15 protein-coding genes are annotated in these 17,885 nt (G+C 51.2%); 5 read left to right on the forward strand and 10 right to left on the reverse strand.

The window, feature by feature from the left end:
• The first annotated feature begins 67 nt into the window (after nucleotides 1–67).
• Nucleotides 68–2,332 carry a transglycosylase domain-containing protein gene (locus tag JJD41_RS12045; protein WP_200666173.1) on the forward strand — a complete coding sequence of 755 codons (2,265 nt, stop codon included), beginning with the start codon at nucleotides 68–70 and terminating at the stop codon, nucleotides 2,330–2,332.
• A 342-nt stretch (nucleotides 2,333–2,674) separates the two neighbouring features.
• Here JJD41_RS12045 and JJD41_RS12050 read toward each other — a convergent pair whose 3' ends face one another.
• The 3 genes from JJD41_RS12050 to JJD41_RS12060 all read right to left on the reverse strand — a co-directional run bounded on the left by JJD41_RS12050 (nucleotide 2,675) and on the right by JJD41_RS12060 (nucleotide 5,403).
• Nucleotides 2,675–3,205 carry a DUF937 domain-containing protein gene (locus JJD41_RS12050; protein WP_200666175.1) on the reverse strand — a complete coding sequence of 177 codons (531 nt, stop codon included), beginning with the start codon at nucleotides 3,203–3,205 and terminating at the stop codon, nucleotides 2,675–2,677.
• A gap of 153 nt (nucleotides 3,206–3,358) precedes the next feature.
• The gene (locus JJD41_RS12055; RefSeq protein ID WP_200666177.1) at nucleotides 3,359–5,155 is read right to left on the reverse strand and encodes a sensor histidine kinase; all 1,797 of its coding nucleotides are present in this window, start codon (nucleotides 5,153–5,155) and stop codon (nucleotides 3,359–3,361) included.
• 41 nt (nucleotides 5,156–5,196) lie between these two features.
• Entirely contained in the window at nucleotides 5,197–5,403 is a 207-nt protein-coding gene (locus JJD41_RS12060) for a hypothetical protein (RefSeq protein WP_200666179.1), read from the reverse strand.
• 78 nt (nucleotides 5,404–5,481) lie between these two features.
• On the opposite strand from JJD41_RS12060, the gene JJD41_RS12065 reads away from it, so the two are divergent.
• Nucleotides 5,482–7,203 (forward strand): YcjF family protein, encoded by a 1,722-nt coding sequence (locus tag JJD41_RS12065; protein WP_200666181.1) that lies wholly within the window; start codon nucleotides 5,482–5,484, stop codon nucleotides 7,201–7,203.
• Nucleotides 7,204–7,212: 9 nt separating this feature from the next.
• Here the strand turns inward: JJD41_RS12065 and JJD41_RS12070 are convergent, their stop codons facing one another.
• The 4 genes from JJD41_RS12070 to JJD41_RS12085 form a co-directional block, all read right to left on the reverse strand.
• On the reverse strand, nucleotides 7,213–8,592 hold the full coding sequence (locus JJD41_RS12070; protein ID WP_200666183.1) for a hypothetical protein: 1,380 nt from the start codon (nucleotides 8,590–8,592) through the stop codon (nucleotides 7,213–7,215).
• A gap of 395 nt (nucleotides 8,593–8,987) precedes the next feature.
• Nucleotides 8,988–9,839 (reverse strand): pentapeptide repeat-containing protein, encoded by an 852-nt coding sequence (locus JJD41_RS12075; RefSeq protein WP_234488604.1) that lies wholly within the window; start codon nucleotides 9,837–9,839, stop codon nucleotides 8,988–8,990.
• 35 nt (nucleotides 9,840–9,874) lie between these two features.
• Entirely contained in the window at nucleotides 9,875–10,048 is a 174-nt protein-coding gene (locus JJD41_RS12080; protein WP_200666188.1) for a hypothetical protein, read from the reverse strand.
• Between the two features lie 280 nt (nucleotides 10,049–10,328).
• Nucleotides 10,329–11,186, reverse strand: coding sequence for an acyl-CoA desaturase (locus tag JJD41_RS12085; protein WP_200666190.1), 858 nt, complete (start codon nucleotides 11,184–11,186; stop codon nucleotides 10,329–10,331).
• 171 nt (nucleotides 11,187–11,357) lie between these two features.
• Between JJD41_RS12085 and JJD41_RS12090 the strand changes: the two genes are divergently transcribed.
• On the forward strand, nucleotides 11,358–12,578 hold the full coding sequence (locus JJD41_RS12090; RefSeq protein ID WP_200666192.1) for a methionine gamma-lyase family protein: 1,221 nt from the start codon (nucleotides 11,358–11,360) through the stop codon (nucleotides 12,576–12,578).
• Between the two features lie 343 nt (nucleotides 12,579–12,921).
• On the opposite strand, the gene JJD41_RS12095 is transcribed toward JJD41_RS12090, so the two are convergent.
• On the reverse strand, nucleotides 12,922–14,073 hold the full coding sequence (locus JJD41_RS12095; RefSeq protein WP_234488605.1) for a class I SAM-dependent methyltransferase: 1,152 nt from the start codon (nucleotides 14,071–14,073) through the stop codon (nucleotides 12,922–12,924).
• A 66-nt stretch (nucleotides 14,074–14,139) separates the two neighbouring features.
• Entirely contained in the window at nucleotides 14,140–14,304 is a 165-nt protein-coding gene (locus tag JJD41_RS12100) for a hypothetical protein (RefSeq protein WP_200666196.1), read from the reverse strand.
• On the opposite strand from JJD41_RS12100, the gene JJD41_RS12105 reads away from it, so the two are divergent.
• On the forward strand, nucleotides 14,291–14,485 hold the full coding sequence (locus JJD41_RS12105) for a hypothetical protein (RefSeq protein WP_200666198.1): 195 nt from the start codon (nucleotides 14,291–14,293) through the stop codon (nucleotides 14,483–14,485). The genes JJD41_RS12100 and JJD41_RS12105 overlap by 14 nt on opposite strands.
• Before the next feature lie 191 nt (nucleotides 14,486–14,676).
• The gene (locus JJD41_RS12110; protein WP_200666200.1) at nucleotides 14,677–15,972 is read left to right on the forward strand and encodes a hypothetical protein; all 1,296 of its coding nucleotides are present in this window, start codon (nucleotides 14,677–14,679) and stop codon (nucleotides 15,970–15,972) included.
• Nucleotides 15,973–16,121: 149 nt separating this feature from the next.
• Here JJD41_RS12110 and JJD41_RS12115 read toward each other — a convergent pair whose 3' ends face one another.
• Nucleotides 16,122–17,681, reverse strand: coding sequence for an NAD(P)H-quinone oxidoreductase subunit N (locus tag JJD41_RS12115; protein WP_200666202.1), 1,560 nt, complete (start codon nucleotides 17,679–17,681; stop codon nucleotides 16,122–16,124).
• Nucleotides 17,682–17,885: the final 204 nt, after the last annotated feature.

Below are 17,885 nucleotides of genomic sequence, written 5' to 3' on the forward strand. Positions count from 1 at the left end.
TCTGACAGTGCAACTCCCAACAATCCTAAAATAGAAGAGCTTGCCGATTCTTCTGCCGAAAGCACTCATGAGTTCTCCTCCTCCTTCTCCCCCTCCCCAACAACCGAAAACGATCCTCGGGGTCATTACCCAGGCGACACAAACGGTACTGACCCGGGTCAATTTTTCGCGGCTGTCGCTCAAAGCCAATGCCAAAGTCCCGGAACTGCGGGTTTACGAGGGGGACGGCGGACAGCCGAAGATTTATCCGTTATTGGGCGATCGCTTTATCCTCGGGCGATCGTCGAAAACCTCGGATATCATCATCCGCAATCCGGTGGTCAGCCAAACTCACCTGTCTTTATGGCGCGACAGTCAAGACCCCAACGCGCCCTTTTTCCTCAAAGACGAAAACTCGACCAACGGCATTTATCGCGGCAAACGTCGGGTGAAAAAGAAACCCCTGCGTCACGGCGATCGCTTCAATTTGGGCCCGCCCGAACTCGCCGACAGTGTGGAAATTCTCTATCACGACCCGCCGCCGTGGATCGTCTTGGCGATGCGCTGGACGTTTTACGGGATTTCGGGGATGGCGGCGTTGGTGACGGCGGCGATCGCGATCGAATGGCAGAAATTCCAGGTGCGCCCCTTTCCCACCTCGATTCAAGGTCCGGTGGTGGTCTACGCCCGCGACGGACAAACTCCCCTGCGCCCGCCGTTTAACAACGCCCACGTGGAAATGCGGCAACTGTCGGATTTTTCGCCCTATTTGCCCCAAGCCCTGATCGCTTCGGAGGATTCCCGCTTTTACTGGCATTTGGGCGTCGATCCGATCGGTACCCTGCGGGCGATTACGGTCAATTTGCGCGGCGGCAACTTGCAAGGGGGCAGTACCCTATCTCAACAACTCGCCCGCAGTCTGTTCCGCGATTACGTGGGGACGGCGGATTCGGCGGGTCGCAAGCTGCGCGAGGCGATCGTCGCCCTCAAGTTGGAAGCGTTTTACAGCAAAGACGAGTTATTACTCGGTTATTTGAATCGGGTTTATTTGGGCATCGACCTCTACGGGTTTGAAGATGCGGCGCAATTTTATTTTGGCAAGTCGTCCCGCGATTTGAGTTTGTCGGAGGCGGCGACCTTGGTGGGGATTTTGCCCGCCCCCAACGTGTTCAATCCGGTGGAAAACTATCAGTTGGCGGTTCGCTACCGCGACGGCGTGCTTTATCGGATGCGGCGGTTGGGCATGATTAGTCAAGAAGAGGCCGATCGCGCCCGGCGATCGCGCATCGAAATTAACCCGAAAGCTCTCGAAATTATCAACAGTACGATCGCCCCGTATTTCTACGCTCACGTCTTTGCCGAGTTGGAAGAACTCCTCGGCGAAGGTCTCGCCCGCGAAGGCAATTTTATCGTGGAAACCGGGTTGGACCCGCGCATCCAGCAGCAAGCAGAAACCGCTTTGCGTCGGGGCGTCGATACCCTCGGCACTCAGTACAATTTTTCCCAAGGGGCGATCGTGACCCTCGATTCGAGAACTGGAGAAATTCTCGCCCTCACCGGAGGGGTAGACTACCAACAAAGTCAGTTCAACCGCGCTACCCAAGCCCTGCGCCAACCCGGTTCCACGTTTAAAATTTTTCCCTACACGGCGGCTCTCGATCGCGGCATCCCGGCGTCTCAGGTCTATTCTTGCGAACCCCTGCGCTGGTCCGGTCAGTCTTTTCGCGGCTGCGATCGCAGTGGCGGCGCCGTGGATATGTATACCGGACTCGCTCAGTCGGAAAATGCGATCGCCCTGCGCGTCGCCCGCGAGGTCGGACTCGATCGCACGATCCAAATGGCCCGCCGTCTCGGAATTCGCTCTAAATTACAAGCGGTTCCCGGTTTGATTCTCGGTCAGAGCGAAGTCACCCTCTTGGAAATGACCGGAGCTTTTGGCGTCCTCGCCAATGACGGACGCCGCAACCGCCCCCACGCCATTACCCGCATTCTCGACAGCAGCGATTGCACCGATCGCGACCGCCCGGAAACCTGCCGCGTCATTTACGAATACGCTCGAGACCCCAGCGCCAATCGCCCCGTTCTCTCTCCCGATGTTGCCCGCACCATGACCGACATGTTGCGCGGCGTGATTCAATCCGGTACGGGTCGCAGTGCCTATCTCGGACGCGGCGAAGCGGGGAAGACAGGCACCACCAATTCCGGGGTCGATCTCTGGTTTGTCGGCTATCTTCCCAGTGACGACCTGGTGACTGGAGTCTGGTTGGGCAATGACGATAACACCCCCACCTACGGTAGTAGCTCGCAAGCCGCTCAAATTTGGGGGAATTATATGCAACAAGTGGACAACTGACCCGCTTCGGCACTAAATCGAACTCGGTACGAGTTTGGGCGCGCGCCCTTTTTTTGGGGGAAGTTGGTGCAAATTTTTAATTCTGTGGTAGTATTATATTATAATCGAAATCTTTGCAATTTTAAAATTTTTTCTAATATTCCCATTATATAAAAAATAATACGATATTTTTCGAGGCCAGTCAAGCCCCAAAACCCCTTTTTCGGCGCAAACTTTTGTTAAGAAAAAATATTAAGAAATATATAAATAAAAACGAGAAACTAACGTAAAAATGCCGAAACGTAGGGGACTAACGACGGTAAATCGAACCCAACCTTTACCGTCATTACCCAGGGAAAAAAGCTAACGACCCCGATTTAAAAAGCCTCCGGCCAAATTAAGCGCGTCGGCGATATCGACATCGCCATCGCCATCGGCATCCAAGAAAGAGTTGAGAACGGGATTGCCTTCCGCCTCCGGATTGTCAGTATTGGCACCCGTTCGTAATAAATTCAGCACCACGGGAATGAGAATCGGGAGCATCATTTGGATTTGAGACGGATCGAGTCCAGTTTTAGCGCCGATCGCCTCGATCAACTGACTGACTTGCGCCGAAGAAAACAAAGCGGCGATCGCTTGAGGATTGGCACTCGTTCCGGCAAAATGATTGACAATCGAGCTGGCCGTTTGTTCGCCTTCCGTGGTGCGTTTTTCTTGAAGGGCCGATCGCACGTAACTCCCGACAATTGAAATCGCCGTTTGGGTGGTCGATAAATCGGCATTAGTATTACTGCTGAGGTGCTGTACCGTACTGAGAATAGCGCCTAATTGACTCGGATTGGCTTGGCGATCGCTGCTATCGATCGCACCGATAATTTGGTCAAAAAGTCCCATAATTTCGTCCTAACTCGTTTGAACTTGTAATTTGAACTCGTAAAACGTTATCGATCTGATTGTAGATTTTTTTGCTGGCGATCGCCGTGAAAGAGCGATCGCTTGAACCTACATCGTAGACCGATCCGATCCGGAAGCAGAAGAAGCAATCGTTTATCGGCGATCGGGATTTTTAATCGGTAACTCGATGCGAAACTCCGTCCCGCGTCCCCAAGTCGAAAGACACTCAATTTTACCCCCATGTTTTTCCTCAACAATTTGGCGACTGATCGCCAGTCCCAAACCCGTCCCAATTCCCCGTGGTTTCGTAGTAAAAAAGTTTTCAAAAATCTTTTGATAATCCTGGGGTTTAATCCCACATCCATTATCGGCGATCCGAACCAAAATTGAATGGGGGTTTAACAGTTCTGTAGAAATCGTAATTTTCTTCGGTTCCGCACCTTGAATGACCGTTTGTTCTTCCAAAGCATCGACCGCATTGCTGAGGATATTCATAAACACTTGATACAGCAATCCCATATAGCCTTCGACCTTGGGAATTTCGCCATATTTGAGATCGATCTCGATTTCCCGTTTGACCCGATTGTGTAAAATCAGCAAACTGCTATCGATGCACTCGTGTAAATTAACAGGTTGGGGATTGGCTTCATCCAAACGAGAAAAGTTTTTCAAACTTAAGACAATTGCGCGCGCGCGATCGGCGCCGACCTTCATCGATTGTAAAAGTTTTAACAAATCCTCTTTTAAAAACTCAATTTCGATCTCTTCGGCGTACTCTCGAACGGCGTCGGGAGGATTAGGAATTTCTGCTTCGTAAGTTTCAATTAACGTTAAAATATCTTCAATATATTCACGAGCCGGATCGATATTGCCGTAGATAAAATTGATGGGATTATTAATTTCGTGAGCCACTCCCGCCAACATGCGTCCGAGACTGGCCATTTTTTCGCTTTGAATTAACTGGGTTTGTTTTTCAGCTTCGAGTTCCTCTAAAAGGTGTTTGACTTTAGCAATAAGTTGGTTAAAAGAGAGAGCGAGTTGACCGATTTCATCTTCAGTCGTGACCGGAACTTCGAGGTCAAAATTGGATTCTTCCGTAGCTTGGCGGACGACGCGAGTGAGTCCTTGAATGGGAAGGGCGATCGCGCGACTGGTGTAGAGGGCAAATAAAATAGCGACGATCGCCGAGAGCAACAGGGTAATTGAAATAAACCACTTACGAATTAAGATCGACTGGTTTAATTTAAGTTGAGCTTTTTCGGCTTGATAGCTGGCAACTTTGCGCTCGACCTCCAAATCGCGAGAAAATCGATCGAAACGAAAAATAACGGGTTTTTGTCGAAAATCAAATAACAAGCTGCGGACTTTTCCGATTTCTTCAGTTTGAAAGAGTAAAAAAGTTAAGTCATTGGAGAGATTGTCAATTTCGCGCTCGTAATCGCGAGCGACATGTTGATATTTTCCAAAAAACTGACTGAGGTCATGCTCGTCGGAATCTAAAACTTGAAGTCGGGTTAAATCGCGATCGATCTCCTGTAATTCTTGTTTCCACTGGAGGATAAAGCGATCGAATTTTTGAGGAGAAAAATCGGGTAAAATCGCCAGTTCCTGGATATATAAAGGAACTTCCAAACTAGCAATGCGCAGGTCGCTGAGAATTTGCTCGCGTTCGTCGGCGATCGCGAAAGCACGGATCCCGTTTTCTTGATGAACCGTGCCGAACACAAAGCCTCCCGTCAAGCCGATCGCGACAATTCCGAGAGTCACGATATATCCCAAACTAATTTTTTGGCGTAGATTAAATGCCGCGATCGCCCCTTTGAGACCGGGACGCGATCGCGACCGATCGGAAGGCGAGCGATCGTCAGGCGGTTGAAAAAACACCGAGTAATCATCGTCAGTGGTTTCAGAAGAATTCGAGAACGGATCTGGGGATTGCCGAGGCTGCATGATAATCGACACGAGTGAATGCAAAAAGTATAGTTTTCCCTTTAAAAAGAAAACAGTATCCTTACCCAACTGTCAGAATAGTCTAGGGATTGCGGAAATGACGACCCCAGATCGCGATCGCCCCTGTCGCCGCCTTCAGGTCGCTGTATTTCTCCGTGGAAGCGTCCGAGAAAGCCAAACTTAGAAATAAACTGGCGATCGCCAAAAAACCAACTCGAAAACGCCGAGGGATCCGCCGGAAATTTCACCAGCCCAGACGGTCGAACGAAAGCTAATGCGACAATAAGATTGCTAGCCTTCGATCGTCTTCAAAGCCGCTACCGATCATGCCATTGTCGCGCCTACTCACCATCTTGATTGGAATCACCCTCATTTTAGGGATGGTTCTGTGGCTGGTCACGGCCATTAGCCAGCTTTACAGCCAAGTGTATTGGACGAATCCATTCCTCGCCAACCTGTTGCTGTTGTTAGTGATTGCCTTGTTGGCGATGCTGGTAGTTGCGTTTGCTTACTATTTTCGTTTATTCCCCGGTTTCGGTCAGACCCAGACCAAACGGCGGCGCCGACGGCCCAAAATTCCGGCGCAGAAAAGCGAAGCCGCCGGGGAAACGTTGCAAGCGGTTCGCAAACAGGTCGGACAGATTCAAGATGAAGTCGCGCGGCGCGCCTTGCTGTTGCGATCGCGCGAAATCGAGCAGAATTTGACCCGAGGGGACTTGCGCGTGGTTATTTTCGGCACCGGATCCGCCGGGAAAACCTCGCTGGTGAACGCCTTACTCGGGCGCATGGTGGGGCGAGTGGACGCGCCGATGGGAACGACGGAAGCGGGGGCGACTTACTGCCTAAAATTAGCGGGATTGGAACGAAATTTGCTGATTACCGATACCCCGGGAATTTTGGAAGCGGGGGTCGCGGGAACCGAACGGGAACGGGTGGCCCGATCGCTCGCCGCCGAAGCGGATTTACTCTTATTTGTCGTCGATAACGACCTGCTGCGATCGGAACGGCGACCCCTCGAAGCTTTGGCGGAAATCGGCAAGCGATCGCTGCTGGTGTTCAACAAAACCGACTTATATCCCGAAGAAGAACGGGAAATCATCCTCGGACAGTTGCGAGAACGGGTACGCGGGGCGATCGCGCCGAGTGACGTCGTGGCGATCGCCGCCCATCCCCAAGCGATCCCCCTCGACAACGGCGGCATTTTCCAAGCCGAACCGGACATCATGCCCCTAATCCGGCGCATGGCAGCTATTTTACGGGCCGAGGGAGACGATTTAGTTGCCGACAACATCCTACTGCAATCCCAACGTCTCGGCGAAGAAGCGCGCCGCCTGATCGACAACCAACGGCGCCGACAAGCCGATCGCGTCGTAGACCGTTTTCAATGGATCGGCGCCGGGGTCATCGCCTGCACTCCCGTTCCGGTGATCGACGTCTTGGCGACGGCGGCGGTCAACGCGCAGATGGTCGTCGAAATCGGCAAAATTTACGGCTGTGACATCAATATGGAACGCGGACGGGAATTAGCCCTCTCTTTGGGCAAAACCCTCGCCAGTTTGGGTATCGTCGAAGGCGCGGTCAAATTAGTGACGGCGGCGTTGCAGTTTAATTTGAGTACCTTCGCCGTGGGGAAAGCGATTCAAGGGGTCACGGCGGCGTATTTGACGCGGATTGCAGGGAAAAGTTTTATCGAATATTTCCGCCACGATCAAGATTGGGGAGATGGCGGGATGACGGAAGTAGTGCAACAGCAATTTCAACTGACCCGCAAGGACGAGTTTGTCAAAGCGTTCGTGAAAGATGCGATCGCCCGGGTGGTCGAACCGTTAAAGCAAGAAGGGAACCTCGAAGCCGAGATCGAAGGCGAGATCGAAGGCGATCGCGACGACGTGAGATCGCGTCCCGATTTCCGTCCCCGGCGAGAACCCGACCGCGAGTACGAGTACGAGGACGAGGACGAGGAGTACGAAGTCCCCGGACCCCTCGGCGAGTTACTGTACGACGATGACGATTGGCAGGTCGATCGCCGCCACCACGACGACTGGTAATCCCCAGAATTAGGGGCGATCGCCCCCAGAAGGCAGCCGTTTGGGACGAAAGGTCGAAATCGCCATCCAGCCGAACGCCGCGCCGATGCCACCTCCGAGAACGCTCAAACTCAAGACCAGCAGTAAACTGGAGGCAGACGGGGCGATCGGGGTCGCATCGGCGAAGCCGTCGATCCAACTCGGGGAACTCGCCGCGACGACGATCGCCGTCCCAAAGCCGAATCCGGCGATCCCGACAAAATTTTGGAAGGCGCGATCGCGTTCCGCCTGTTCGATTTCGACGATCCCGCGAATCGTCATAATCAGATTTTCCAAAATATCCAAACAGGGGCGCACGCTGGCGTAATCTTTCTCGATCTGCCGTTGATATTTGAGCTTGACCATGTCGCCGAAGCCTTGCAGGAACTTAAAGTCGTTGCTGACTTGAAACCCGCGTTCGGCTTTTCCCTGGATGTAATTGGCGTATTTTTCGTAATTGTGCAAGCTAACTTCGATCGTGTTTTGTTGCCTTTCTAAGGAATGGATATTCTCCACGAAATCCGATAAAACGGCGACATTTTTCTTTAACGCCGCCTTCAGTTCCGCCAGTTCTAAATTATAGATTTGTTCGATCGACGGCGACATCCGGTTGAACTCTCGCAACATTTTTTGCTTGAGTTCGCGGCTTTCCGCATAAGCGGATAAGATTTTGTTGCGATGGCAAAATAGACTTTTCCAACTTTCCGAAAATTCGGCTGCGGTTTCTACCGTTTTGGCATTGGGATAAAAAATGACGACCGCGTGACTCGACTGTTCGATATTCTCCCAAATTTCCGGAGAAGAACGCCAAAATTCAAAAACCGTTCCCCCTAAAAATTGTCCCGTTTCTTGATATTGCCAGCCGCGATCGAGCAAGTTTTTATAGGCTTGAGCCGCCAAGCCTTCGAGCTCTTCTTTGCTCGCATTTTCCACCCAGCCGGAAATCGTCCAAGTTTGACCGAGTTTTCCCGCCACCGCGCGATCGTCCGGTTCGATACCGTGGATTTTTTCGAGACAATCCGCTAATTCGGCTCCTTCAAATTTTCCCTGAATGGCAACTTTGAATAATAAGCCTTCGCTATCGTCGATCGGGAAGTAGTTATAAGAGCCACTCACCGAGTAACTTTCACCTAAATAACCCGAAAATTCAAAGCTACTGAGTTCTCCGAGATAGACGGATTTCAAAAATCGTTTTAAATCAGTTTCTAACTCTTGTTGGGGAACGGTCGGTTGGAGAGATTTGACCGAAGTTTGAATCGCTGTTTGTAAAAAGCTTTTATAATTTTGCGGGCGATCGGTTGACAGAGTGTTGACCCCATCTTTTAGGTAATAGAGGAATAGGTTAAATGTCGGATTTATTAATTTAGCCATTCCCAATAAAAATGTTAGTAAAAGTTAGATCGAGTAACTGCACCTACAAAAATCAATCTGAAACGGGATCGAAAAAGCCCGATCGCTCGCGATCGCCTTGTCAGCCATCCGATCGGGATCGTTTCGAGTACCGATCGAGCTATCGAGCCGAGGAAACGAGAAAGCTTCGATCGGTTTTAAGGTGCGTTTTTTCCCCTTAAAATCGAGTCAGATCGAGCGATTCACCCGAACGGCGATCTCCGAGGAGTAAGCCTCTGCTGCCGTCCTTCCCTATGATAACCGATCGCTCCGGTCAGCCATAGAGAGAGTCAATCCGGGCAACCCGTGCTTTTGTTTACTCCGGCGATCGAATCCGATCGGGAAATAACCGATCGCCCACGGCCCTTTCGTCCGTTTCAGTCGATTTCTTCGTAATCGGCAATTTTCCAACGACCGTCAACCACTTCTAAAAAATAGCGAAGATCTTTCGTTTCAAAGCGGGAGCGATCGGGATTGATGCGATTATTTTCGTAAAGGCTATATTCTTCAGTCACCGTCAGTTCCAGTGTACCTTTAAAGCCTTCTCTGACAAAACGATCGACCGATTCGACCCGGCGAATCCCGTATTTATAAAATGCATTATTTTCGCGCAACCAATTCATTGCTTGCAATGCGTCGGTCAGCAACACCCCCGTCGTCAGTTCCAACACCGACTCGCGATTGAAAGGCGGCGCAAAGATCTTCTCTTTCGCCGCATACCAACGCTCGATTAACTTCACCGCATCACTTTGGGACAGGGGTGGGGCGGTTTCTTCCGTGGGGCGAGTCTCCGGGGTCGGTCTCGGTCTCGGTTGCGGTTCGGGTCGGTCGGGGACGCAGCGCGCATCTTGCAAATTAGCCCCCTCCAGTCGGGCGCCGTCACGACGCCAACCGCAAGTATTCGCCCGCGTCAGTACCGCATCGGTTAAATTGGCGCCGCGCACGTCCGCATTTCGCAAAATCGCATCGCTCAAATTGACCGCTTCCAAATCGGCGGCAATCATCACCGCATTCGTCAGGTTGGCGCCGCGAAAATTCGAGTATTTGAGATCGGCATTGCGTAAGTTGGCGCCCTGTAATTGCGCCTCGGTCAAATCGGCACTACGCAAGTTAACCCCTTCCAAATTCGCCCCGCGCAAGTCGCATCCCTGACAGCGCTGGGTATCGAGTAATTGACGCAAGTCCTCGGGATCCACTGCTCGCGCGGGAAGGACCCAACATACAGACAAGGCAAAAAGCGAGAGGAAACAATAAGTGGGTGATTTCATAGCCGGAACAAGAGAGTCACAATTTCAGGGGGAACGAGCAAACCGGGTTCGATGGGAGCCGGAAGCATTTCACCGCGAAAATCGAGTAATTGGACTAAAACCAGATAGGCAACCGCTAAGAGAATGGAGATGACTCCGGTAATGATGGCAACAATTTTAGATCGATCCATGAGTCGGTGTTAACGGGGTTGAATCTGTAGTGGGGAAGTTAATATTAAGTTAATATTATCGTTATATTTTCGTTGATTATGATGTTTTTTGGCGAACCACCCGACCTTCACCCTCTCGGTACAGCGCGGGCAATAACCCAATACAGTCAAATCTAAAATCTAAAATTCCAGAACATCTAAAATCCCAGAACATCTAAAATCTAAAACCAAAAAAACATAGGGTCAATGGTACGACCTACGAGCGAACCATCAACCCTTTTTCCCCCTCAAGTTTTAATTACTATTTCGGTGCGAGTTTAATATTTTTCGCCAAACCGAGTGCTTGTAAAAATCGGATCGTCATCCAGGTCAGATCGATTTCCCACCATTCCAACCCGTGACGGGCCGAATACTGAAACGCATGATGGTTATTGTGCCAACCTTCACCATAGGTCGTCAGCGCTACCCACCAGCAATTGGTCGATTCATCTTTAGAGTCGTGACTTTGGTAGCCAAACTTATGAGTGGCACTGTTGACAAACCAGGTGCAGTGATAAACCACGACCAAGCGCACGAAAATACCCCAAATCACGAAGGGCCAACCCAATCCCGGCGTAATCGCTTCGCCTAAGAAGTACAAACCGATACCGAAAACAATTTGAATCGGCAACAAATAGTTTTGGCAAAATCGATAGAACGGATCGTTACCGATATCTTGGGTTAAGCGAGGCACCTCGGCTTCTGCCGGACTTTCGTACAACATCCAGCCCATGTGACTCCACCAGAACCCTTTATGAGAATCGTGGGGATCTAATGGAGTATCGGAGTGAGTATGATGCGCCCGGTGCAGTCCGACCCACTGAATCGGACCTCCCTGACAAGCCAGCGTCCCGCACAAAACGAGGAAATATTCCAGCCATTTGGGGGTTTGAAAACTGCGGTGCGTCACCAAACGGTGCAATCCCAAGGTAATGCCCAAGCCTCCGGTAACCCAATGGAGAACGAGCATTAAACCGACGGCAGTCCAGCTAAAGTTGCTCGGTAGAAAAGCGAACAGTGCCAGGATATGAATGGCCGCCATAAATAGGATAATCGACCAACTCGGTTTGAGGGGCTTGTCTTGCCCGGTTGTTTCTTGTGTTGAAGTGGCAATCGTCATGCAGTAACCTTAATTACGAATCGTTTTGCCCAATTGAGCTATCCAAACAGTCAGACTGGAGCAACCGAAGAGCTTGAAATCCTTGAGAATTGAGAGCTGACGGCGGACAACCTTCTGGATGAGGGCAACAACGCCTTGTCTTCAATTTATCACTTTATCCTTGAGGTTTGGATGGACTGCTCTCAACAGCTACAAGAAGCCCATACGGCACTCTTACCCATCTTTTCTGCAATTGACACGAAGGTCAAGCAGAATCTACACCGGGTTTTAGGGGCTTATCGGCAGTATCGAGTCGGCGTCCATCATTTTGCTAGCGTTAGCGGCTACGGTCACGACGATTTGGGACGAGAGACCCTCGATCGCGTGTTTGCCGATATTGTTGGAGCTCAAGCGGCAGCCGTTCGAGTTCAGTTCGTCTCGGGAACTCACGCGATCGCCTGCGCTCTTTACGGCGTTTTGCGTCCCGGAGACGAACTGCTAGCCGTTGCGGGCGCCCCTTACGACACATTAGAAGAAGTCATCGGTTTGCGCGGGGAAGGTCAGGGATCTCTATTGGACTTTGGGATAACTTACCGTCAACTCGATTTAACCGAGACGGGAGAGATCGATTGGGAAGGACTGGCGACGGCGATCGCTCCGGAAACGCGGGTCGTGTCGATTCAGCGATCGTGCGGCTATTCCTGGCGCCGTAGTTTGGCGCTCGCCGATATTGAAAGAATCGTCAAGCTGGTCAAAGCTCAAAATCCCGAAACGATTTGCTTTGTCGATAACTGTTACGGCGAATTTATCGAAACCCGCGAACCTACTGCCGTCGGCGCCGATTTAATCGCCGGATCCCTGATCAAAAATCCCGGGGGGACGATCGCCACTGCAGGCGGTTACGTCGCCGGACGGGCCGATCTGGTAGAAGCCGCAACCTGTCGCCTCACGGCGCCGGGAATTGGCAGCAGTGGCGGCGCCACGTTCGAGCAAAACCGATTGCTGTTTCAAGGGTTATTTTTAGCCCCGCAAATGGTCGGCGAAGCGATGAAAGGCAATCACCTGACTGCCTTGGTTTTCGATCGCCTCGGCTATCCGGTCAATCCCGCGCCGATGGCGCCCCGTCGCGATATCATCCAAGCGGTCAAGCTCGGTTCTCGGGACAAGCTGATTGCCTTCTGTCGAGCCATCCAACAGCATTCCCCCGTCGGGTCTTATCTGGACCCCGTTCCGGCGCCAATGCCCGGGTACGAGAGCCAATTAGTGATGGCTGGCGGGACATTTATCGATGGGAGTACCTCGGAGTTTTCAGCCGACGGTCCGTTGCGAGAACCTTATATCGTTTTCTGTCAGGGAGGGACTCATTGGACCCACGTGGCGATCGCTTTGGAAGCGGCGATCGAAGCGATGTAGGCAAAAGTTAAAAGGGGGAAGGGGAAAAAGGCAAAAGGCAAACCCTAGAAACCCCTTAATTCCCGACTCCCTTAATCTCAAATCTAACATCTAAGAGACTGTTTATAAAGAAAATATCAAAAAATTTAGTAGGGGTTTGGTTACCCAACCCTAGAGAAGTAGGGGTTTGGTTACCAAACCCCTACAGAACACCATAGAAACGTTGAGAAAGTTGGGCTAACCCGATGGCAGCCCTGTGTGGTTTGACGATCCGGCGATTACCTTCTCTCAAACAGGCTTCTTAATGTCTTCATGTTTCTTTTATAAACAGTCTCTAATATCTAACATCCAACATCTAAACTCCCTATCTTTTAATTCCAATCAAATAATTGGCGCAAGCTAACTCATCATTGACTTCGGGACTGAGTTGAGTCACGAAATCACAATCTTGATAGTTTCGATGGTGTTTTAATAAATCGGCAACTTTCATATTTTTAAACGTCTCGGCAACTGTGGGCGGTAAACCGCGAAGGTAAGAATTGAGAAACCATGTCAAACAGGCGATCGGTAAGGCTTTTTCATAAACATCACATTCCGAAATCTCTATAGACTCTTGAAATAAATTCTTTAAACCATGACTGGTCATATTGTAGTAATGGTTGGGATACCCGTGAAAGGGTTGTAGAAAAGGGGCGATCGCATATAACGTTCCTCCCGGTTTGAGAACGCGCATGATTTCTTGAGCGCATTCAAAGGGATGGCGCACGTGTTCTAAAACTAAAAAAGAGAAAACTGCATCAAAACTATTCGATTTCAACGGCAATTTTTCTCCGATCGCCAAGACATCGGTGGTGGGATAATCGACGATTTCTAAATTCACTACATTTTGATAATAATGGCGTTTTAAGCCACAACCATTATCTAAAATTAGACCGTCGCCGAACTGTTCGATTAAACCAGAGGCAACGGCGTCATAACCGAATGCCGAAACATTGGCAGTGGCTTCGATGTTACCGTAATCGATCAGTTCAGAATTAAGAAAATTAAAGTGACGGCGATCGCCTGTAAATTCGGCGTGACAGTTGTTACATTTTAGAACAACATCGCGGTGGAATTGCGAAAGTTCTGGATGTTGACAAATCGGACATTGAAGAATTGAGGAAATTTGGGTTAGTTTTTCGCTTTTTTTCTGCTCGAAAGCGGCGATCGCCGTTGCTTCGATCGAGAAATGAATGGGGAAATCGTAAATTTTATCTTCTATTTTAAAGGTAATTGACAAAGAACTAGAAGCGCTTAAGTCTTGTAAAGAAAGGAGATAATGAAAGCCGAGGGCGCGGTAACCGGGATAAGCGGATTCGACATCGGGACGATCGCCCGTGTTTAAGGAATAGGAAATGCTGCGATCGCGATCGCACAGAGATAAATTTTTAATTAAAACATCGGATTTTACCGCAATCCATCCGGCAATGGGCAGAAAGGGCGTAGAAATTTCACCGTTTGGTTGAGGTGAGTCCAAGTGATATTTAAAAAGATCCCTTTCCATTATTGTTTTCTAAATAGACTGACAAAATAACCGAGAAAATCAAGAGAGCAATGCAAATGTATTATTAATTACCGAGTTAAAAATCTTTGTCTGCGATCGCGATCGCACCGTCAAGCTATCGAGATCGTCGCGATCGCCCCCGGCAAAGTGGCAGAGTGAATATAGACGAGTCAAACTCAGGGTGCAAACAATGAAACTCGCCATTTTCTTAACTGCCAGCCTCATCACCTCGATCGCGACTAACTTTTCTTTAGCAGAATCAGCACGGGAACCGTTGAATCTGGGAAAATATCATCTCGCGCGATCGGTAGTCGCCGAATATCAAAAATTACAACTCTCAGATAACAGTCAAATGATTGCCCGCCAAGACCGAGGCGATCGCTAAATTAGGGCGATCGATGTAGATAAGATTGTAGATGAGTGTCTCAGAACCTCGACCCCCGGTTCGAGCAGCAAGTAAGATGTTTTGATTCATTCCAACTTCTAAAGTTGACTCCCACTGAGTCCCTACTCGCGATCGCACTCGCCCCGTCACGAGGCACAATAAACAGATGGGAACCGATCTGAGAAAGCGATATGAGTGTAGAGTACAACGAATTGCTGCAACAAATTGCCACCTTGAAAGAGCGCATATTGGGCTTGGGAACCCGGTTGGCACAGGCGGCAATGGAATTGAAAGAGGCGGGGGTTCCGGTAGACGAACGGCTGATGGACGGGATCTCGGCGTATCGTCGGGATTTTGCCAGTACGCGATCGCGCCTGCTGGAATTAGCGCAATCGTCAAAGGCTGCGGGATTGCCAGCCCCCGCTCAAGTGACCTCAATTAAAGACCTCGAAGGCATTGCGCGGGCGATCGCCCCGAGTCAAAGCACTCCGGTAGATGAGAGTAAAGACAAAGCCTTAGAAGTCCTCGATCGCATCTTGTCGATCTCCCATACACAAGAAAGTGCCTTTCCGCCGTTACAGGCAGCTCACGCGAAAGCCCGGGAACTGCGATCGCGCATTGCCAGTGCGACGGCCTCCAGTTTACCGCCGGATGTCGGCGCCTTGGCCAGTGGCAAGCATCCCTTTTCCGCTTTACTGATGTTGATCGACGAAAAAGCGGACGTGGAAGATAACGAATGGGGTGTATTGGTGGAAGTCGTCGCGCGCGCCTTTGGCAAACCCTTGACCGTGGCGGCGTCTAGAGGCAAATTGCAGTGCGCAATTGGGGGAGCCAGTCCCAGCGCGACGACGGCGAGTCCGACGCCGGAAATGGTGGTGATCGGGGGCAGTGGAGCGCCGACCGCAGCGCAATCCCGAGCCGATCGCGAGGTATTGCAACCCCAAAAGCCACCGTCGAAAGAGTCGGATGTTATTATTCTGCCCAGTTTCGAGCAAGCCCAACAGGGAACGCAAGGCGATCGCCTCACCGTCGGTTCGGCGGCCCCGGCGACCCCGACGACCGAAGGGAACGATTCGGCGTTAGGGCTGAAAATTATGGTGCATTTGGAGCGTTTCGGCGATCGGGAGTTTCGCGATCGCGAATTTGCCGGAACCCGGGGACAAGCCTTGCGCCTGGAAGGTTTTGCGATCGCGATCGAACCGCCCCATCCCGGTTTGGGCATCCGTTACATGGCTCACGTACACAACCTCGGCGATACTCCCTGGGTGACCGAAGGGGAATATATCGGCAGTCGCGGTCAAGGAAACAAACTCGAAGGTTTCGCGATCGAACTGACCGGACCGGAAGCGCAGCGTTACAAAGTCTGTTACATGGCTCATATCGAGCGCGTCGGCGATACGGAAGTCTTCAGCGATGGCGAATTTTGCGGTCGTCGAGGCAAAGCCTTGCGCGTCGAAGGGATTAAAGTTTGGGTCCAGGAGAAATAGATCCGCAATGAGGTTCGCAATCATGTCGAGTCTTGAATTCGTCTGGTCGCGATCGCCGCTATAAAACAAGAGAAAAGCCTGACTGTTACAGTCAGGCTTTTTGACAGTCATTGAAAGCATCCCGGTGCAGACCGAGGGCGTTAGGGGCTTCAATCGGCCAATTCGGGAGCCGGAATCGAGGCAACTGTTTCCGTTTGCACGAGGGCCGATTGCAACATCGGCGTGCGCTCGATCGAATCGTTGGCTAACGAGAATAACGGATTCGAGAGAATCCCGGCTAAAGAGGTGACCACGACGGTCAGAATCAAGCTGACTTGTAAGGGTCGCAATCCCGGTAAATTCCAGGAGATCGCCGGGTAATTTTTGACCGCTTCGGACATTTCTTGCGGTTCTTTGACCACCATCATTTTGACGACGCGGATGTAGTAGTAAATACTGATCACGCTGGTGACCAAACCCAGCAGGACTAAGCCGTAGAGTCCGGCTTGCCAACCCGCCCAAAAGAGATAGAGTTTGCCGAAGAATCCGGCGAAGGGAGGAATCCCGCCGAGGGAGAGCAAACAAACCGTCAGACCGAGGGTGAGTAAGGGGTCTTTTTGGTACAAGCCTGCATACTCGCTGATGCGATCGGTTCCGGTACGCAGGGAGAACAGAATTAAGGCACTAAAGGCGCCCAAGTTCATGAACAGGTAAACCAGCAGGTAGAAAACCATGCTGGCATATCCGGCATCGGTATTGGCGATTAAGCCGATGGTGACGAATCCGGCTTGTCCGATGGAGGAATAGGCGAGCATCCGCTTGAGGCTGGTTTGGGCGAGGGCGACGACGTTCCCGAGGACCATGCTGAGGATGGCGAGGGCGGTAAAGACGAAGTGCCACTGTTCGCTAACCAAGGGGAAAGCGGTGACCAGCAGGCGGATGGCGAGGGCGAAGCCTGCGGTTTTGGAGCCGACGGAGAGGAAGGCGACGACGGGGGTGGGAGAGCCTTCGTAAACGTCGGGAGTCCATTGGTGGAAGGGAACGGCGGAGATTTTGAAGGAAATTCCGGCGATCGCGAATACCAAGGCGATGACTAAGCCGATGGAGACTCCCGTACCGCCGTTGGCAATGCCTGCGGCGATCGCGCTCAAGCGGGTTTCGCCCCCGGAGAGTCCGTAGAGCAAGGAAACCCCGTAGAGAAACACCGCCGAGGAGGCCGCACCGATGAGGAGGTATTTTAACGCCGCCTCGTTAGAACGGGGGTCGAGTTTCATGTAACCCGTGAGTAAGTAAGAGGAAATACTCAGGGTTTCTAAGGAAACGAAAATCATCACCAGCTCGTCGGCGCCGGATAAGAACATCCCCCCGAGGGTGGCGGTGAGCAGAATCATTAAAAATTCCGCCAGGGAGGTGCCGGATTGTTCGACGTAGCGCACCGACATCAGGATCGTGACGATCGCCGACAGGGCAATAATCGCGCGAAAGACGACGCTGAGCGGATCGCCGTTAAAACCGCCGAGGAAGGCGATCGGATCGGGATTGTTCCACTGGGAAAATAAGGCGAGGATGGCCGTACCCAGTCCGGCGATCGCCAGATACGGGGTCCAGCGCGCTGAAGAGCGCCCCACAATCAAATCGCCGACGAGGACCGCCAGCAAGGTGATAATGACAATCCCCTCCGGCAAAATCGTCCCGGCATTAAGCTGGGCTGCAAGATTGGCAAAGTTCATAAGGGGTAATCGGCAGATTGAATACTATCGCTTACTTGTGACTGGGGTGAGTCTATTCAAAATTCTTTACAAGATTGGATCTTACCGCGTTCTCCGTCCCGATCCCAGATTCGCACTCTTGACGGTCTGATTCTTCCGGGCTAAGTGTGGAAATAGTCCGATTCCCCACTGGCGTATCCGGCATCTTGGTTTCCCGACCTGCCG

The sequence above is a fragment of the Oxynema mangrovii CENA135 genome (assembly GCF_016632315.1).
In the GTDB taxonomy this organism is placed as follows: domain Bacteria; phylum Cyanobacteriota; class Cyanobacteriia; order Cyanobacteriales; family Laspinemataceae; genus Oxynema; species Oxynema aestuarii.

Excerpts from the sequence above, each read along its gene's own strand:
- JJD41_RS12045 (WP_200666173.1), top strand. The coding sequence starts at position 68 with ATGAGTTCTCCTCCTCCTTCTCCCCCTCCCCAACAACCGAAAACGATC.
- JJD41_RS12050 (WP_200666175.1), bottom strand. The coding sequence starts at position 3,205 with ATGGGACTTTTTGACCAAATTATCGGTGCGATCGATAGCAGCGATCGC.
- JJD41_RS12055 (WP_200666177.1), bottom strand. The coding sequence starts at position 5,155 with ATGCAGCCTCGGCAATCCCCAGATCCGTTCTCGAATTCTTCTGAAACC.
- JJD41_RS12065 (WP_200666181.1), top strand. The coding sequence starts at position 5,482 with ATGCCATTGTCGCGCCTACTCACCATCTTGATTGGAATCACCCTCATT.
- JJD41_RS12070 (WP_200666183.1), bottom strand. The coding sequence starts at position 8,592 with ATGGCTAAATTAATAAATCCGACATTTAACCTATTCCTCTATTACCTA.
- JJD41_RS12080 (WP_200666188.1), bottom strand. The coding sequence starts at position 10,048 with ATGGATCGATCTAAAATTGTTGCCATCATTACCGGAGTCATCTCCATT.
- JJD41_RS12085 (WP_200666190.1), bottom strand. The coding sequence starts at position 11,186 with ATGACGATTGCCACTTCAACACAAGAAACAACCGGGCAAGACAAGCCC.
- JJD41_RS12090 (WP_200666192.1), top strand. The coding sequence starts at position 11,358 with ATGGACTGCTCTCAACAGCTACAAGAAGCCCATACGGCACTCTTACCC.
- JJD41_RS12105 (WP_200666198.1), top strand. The coding sequence starts at position 14,291 with ATGAAACTCGCCATTTTCTTAACTGCCAGCCTCATCACCTCGATCGCG.
- JJD41_RS12100 (WP_200666196.1), bottom strand. The coding sequence starts at position 14,304 with ATGGCGAGTTTCATTGTTTGCACCCTGAGTTTGACTCGTCTATATTCA.
- JJD41_RS12110 (WP_200666200.1), top strand. The coding sequence starts at position 14,677 with ATGAGTGTAGAGTACAACGAATTGCTGCAACAAATTGCCACCTTGAAA.
- JJD41_RS12115 (WP_200666202.1), bottom strand. The coding sequence starts at position 17,681 with ATGAACTTTGCCAATCTTGCAGCCCAGCTTAATGCCGGGACGATTTTG.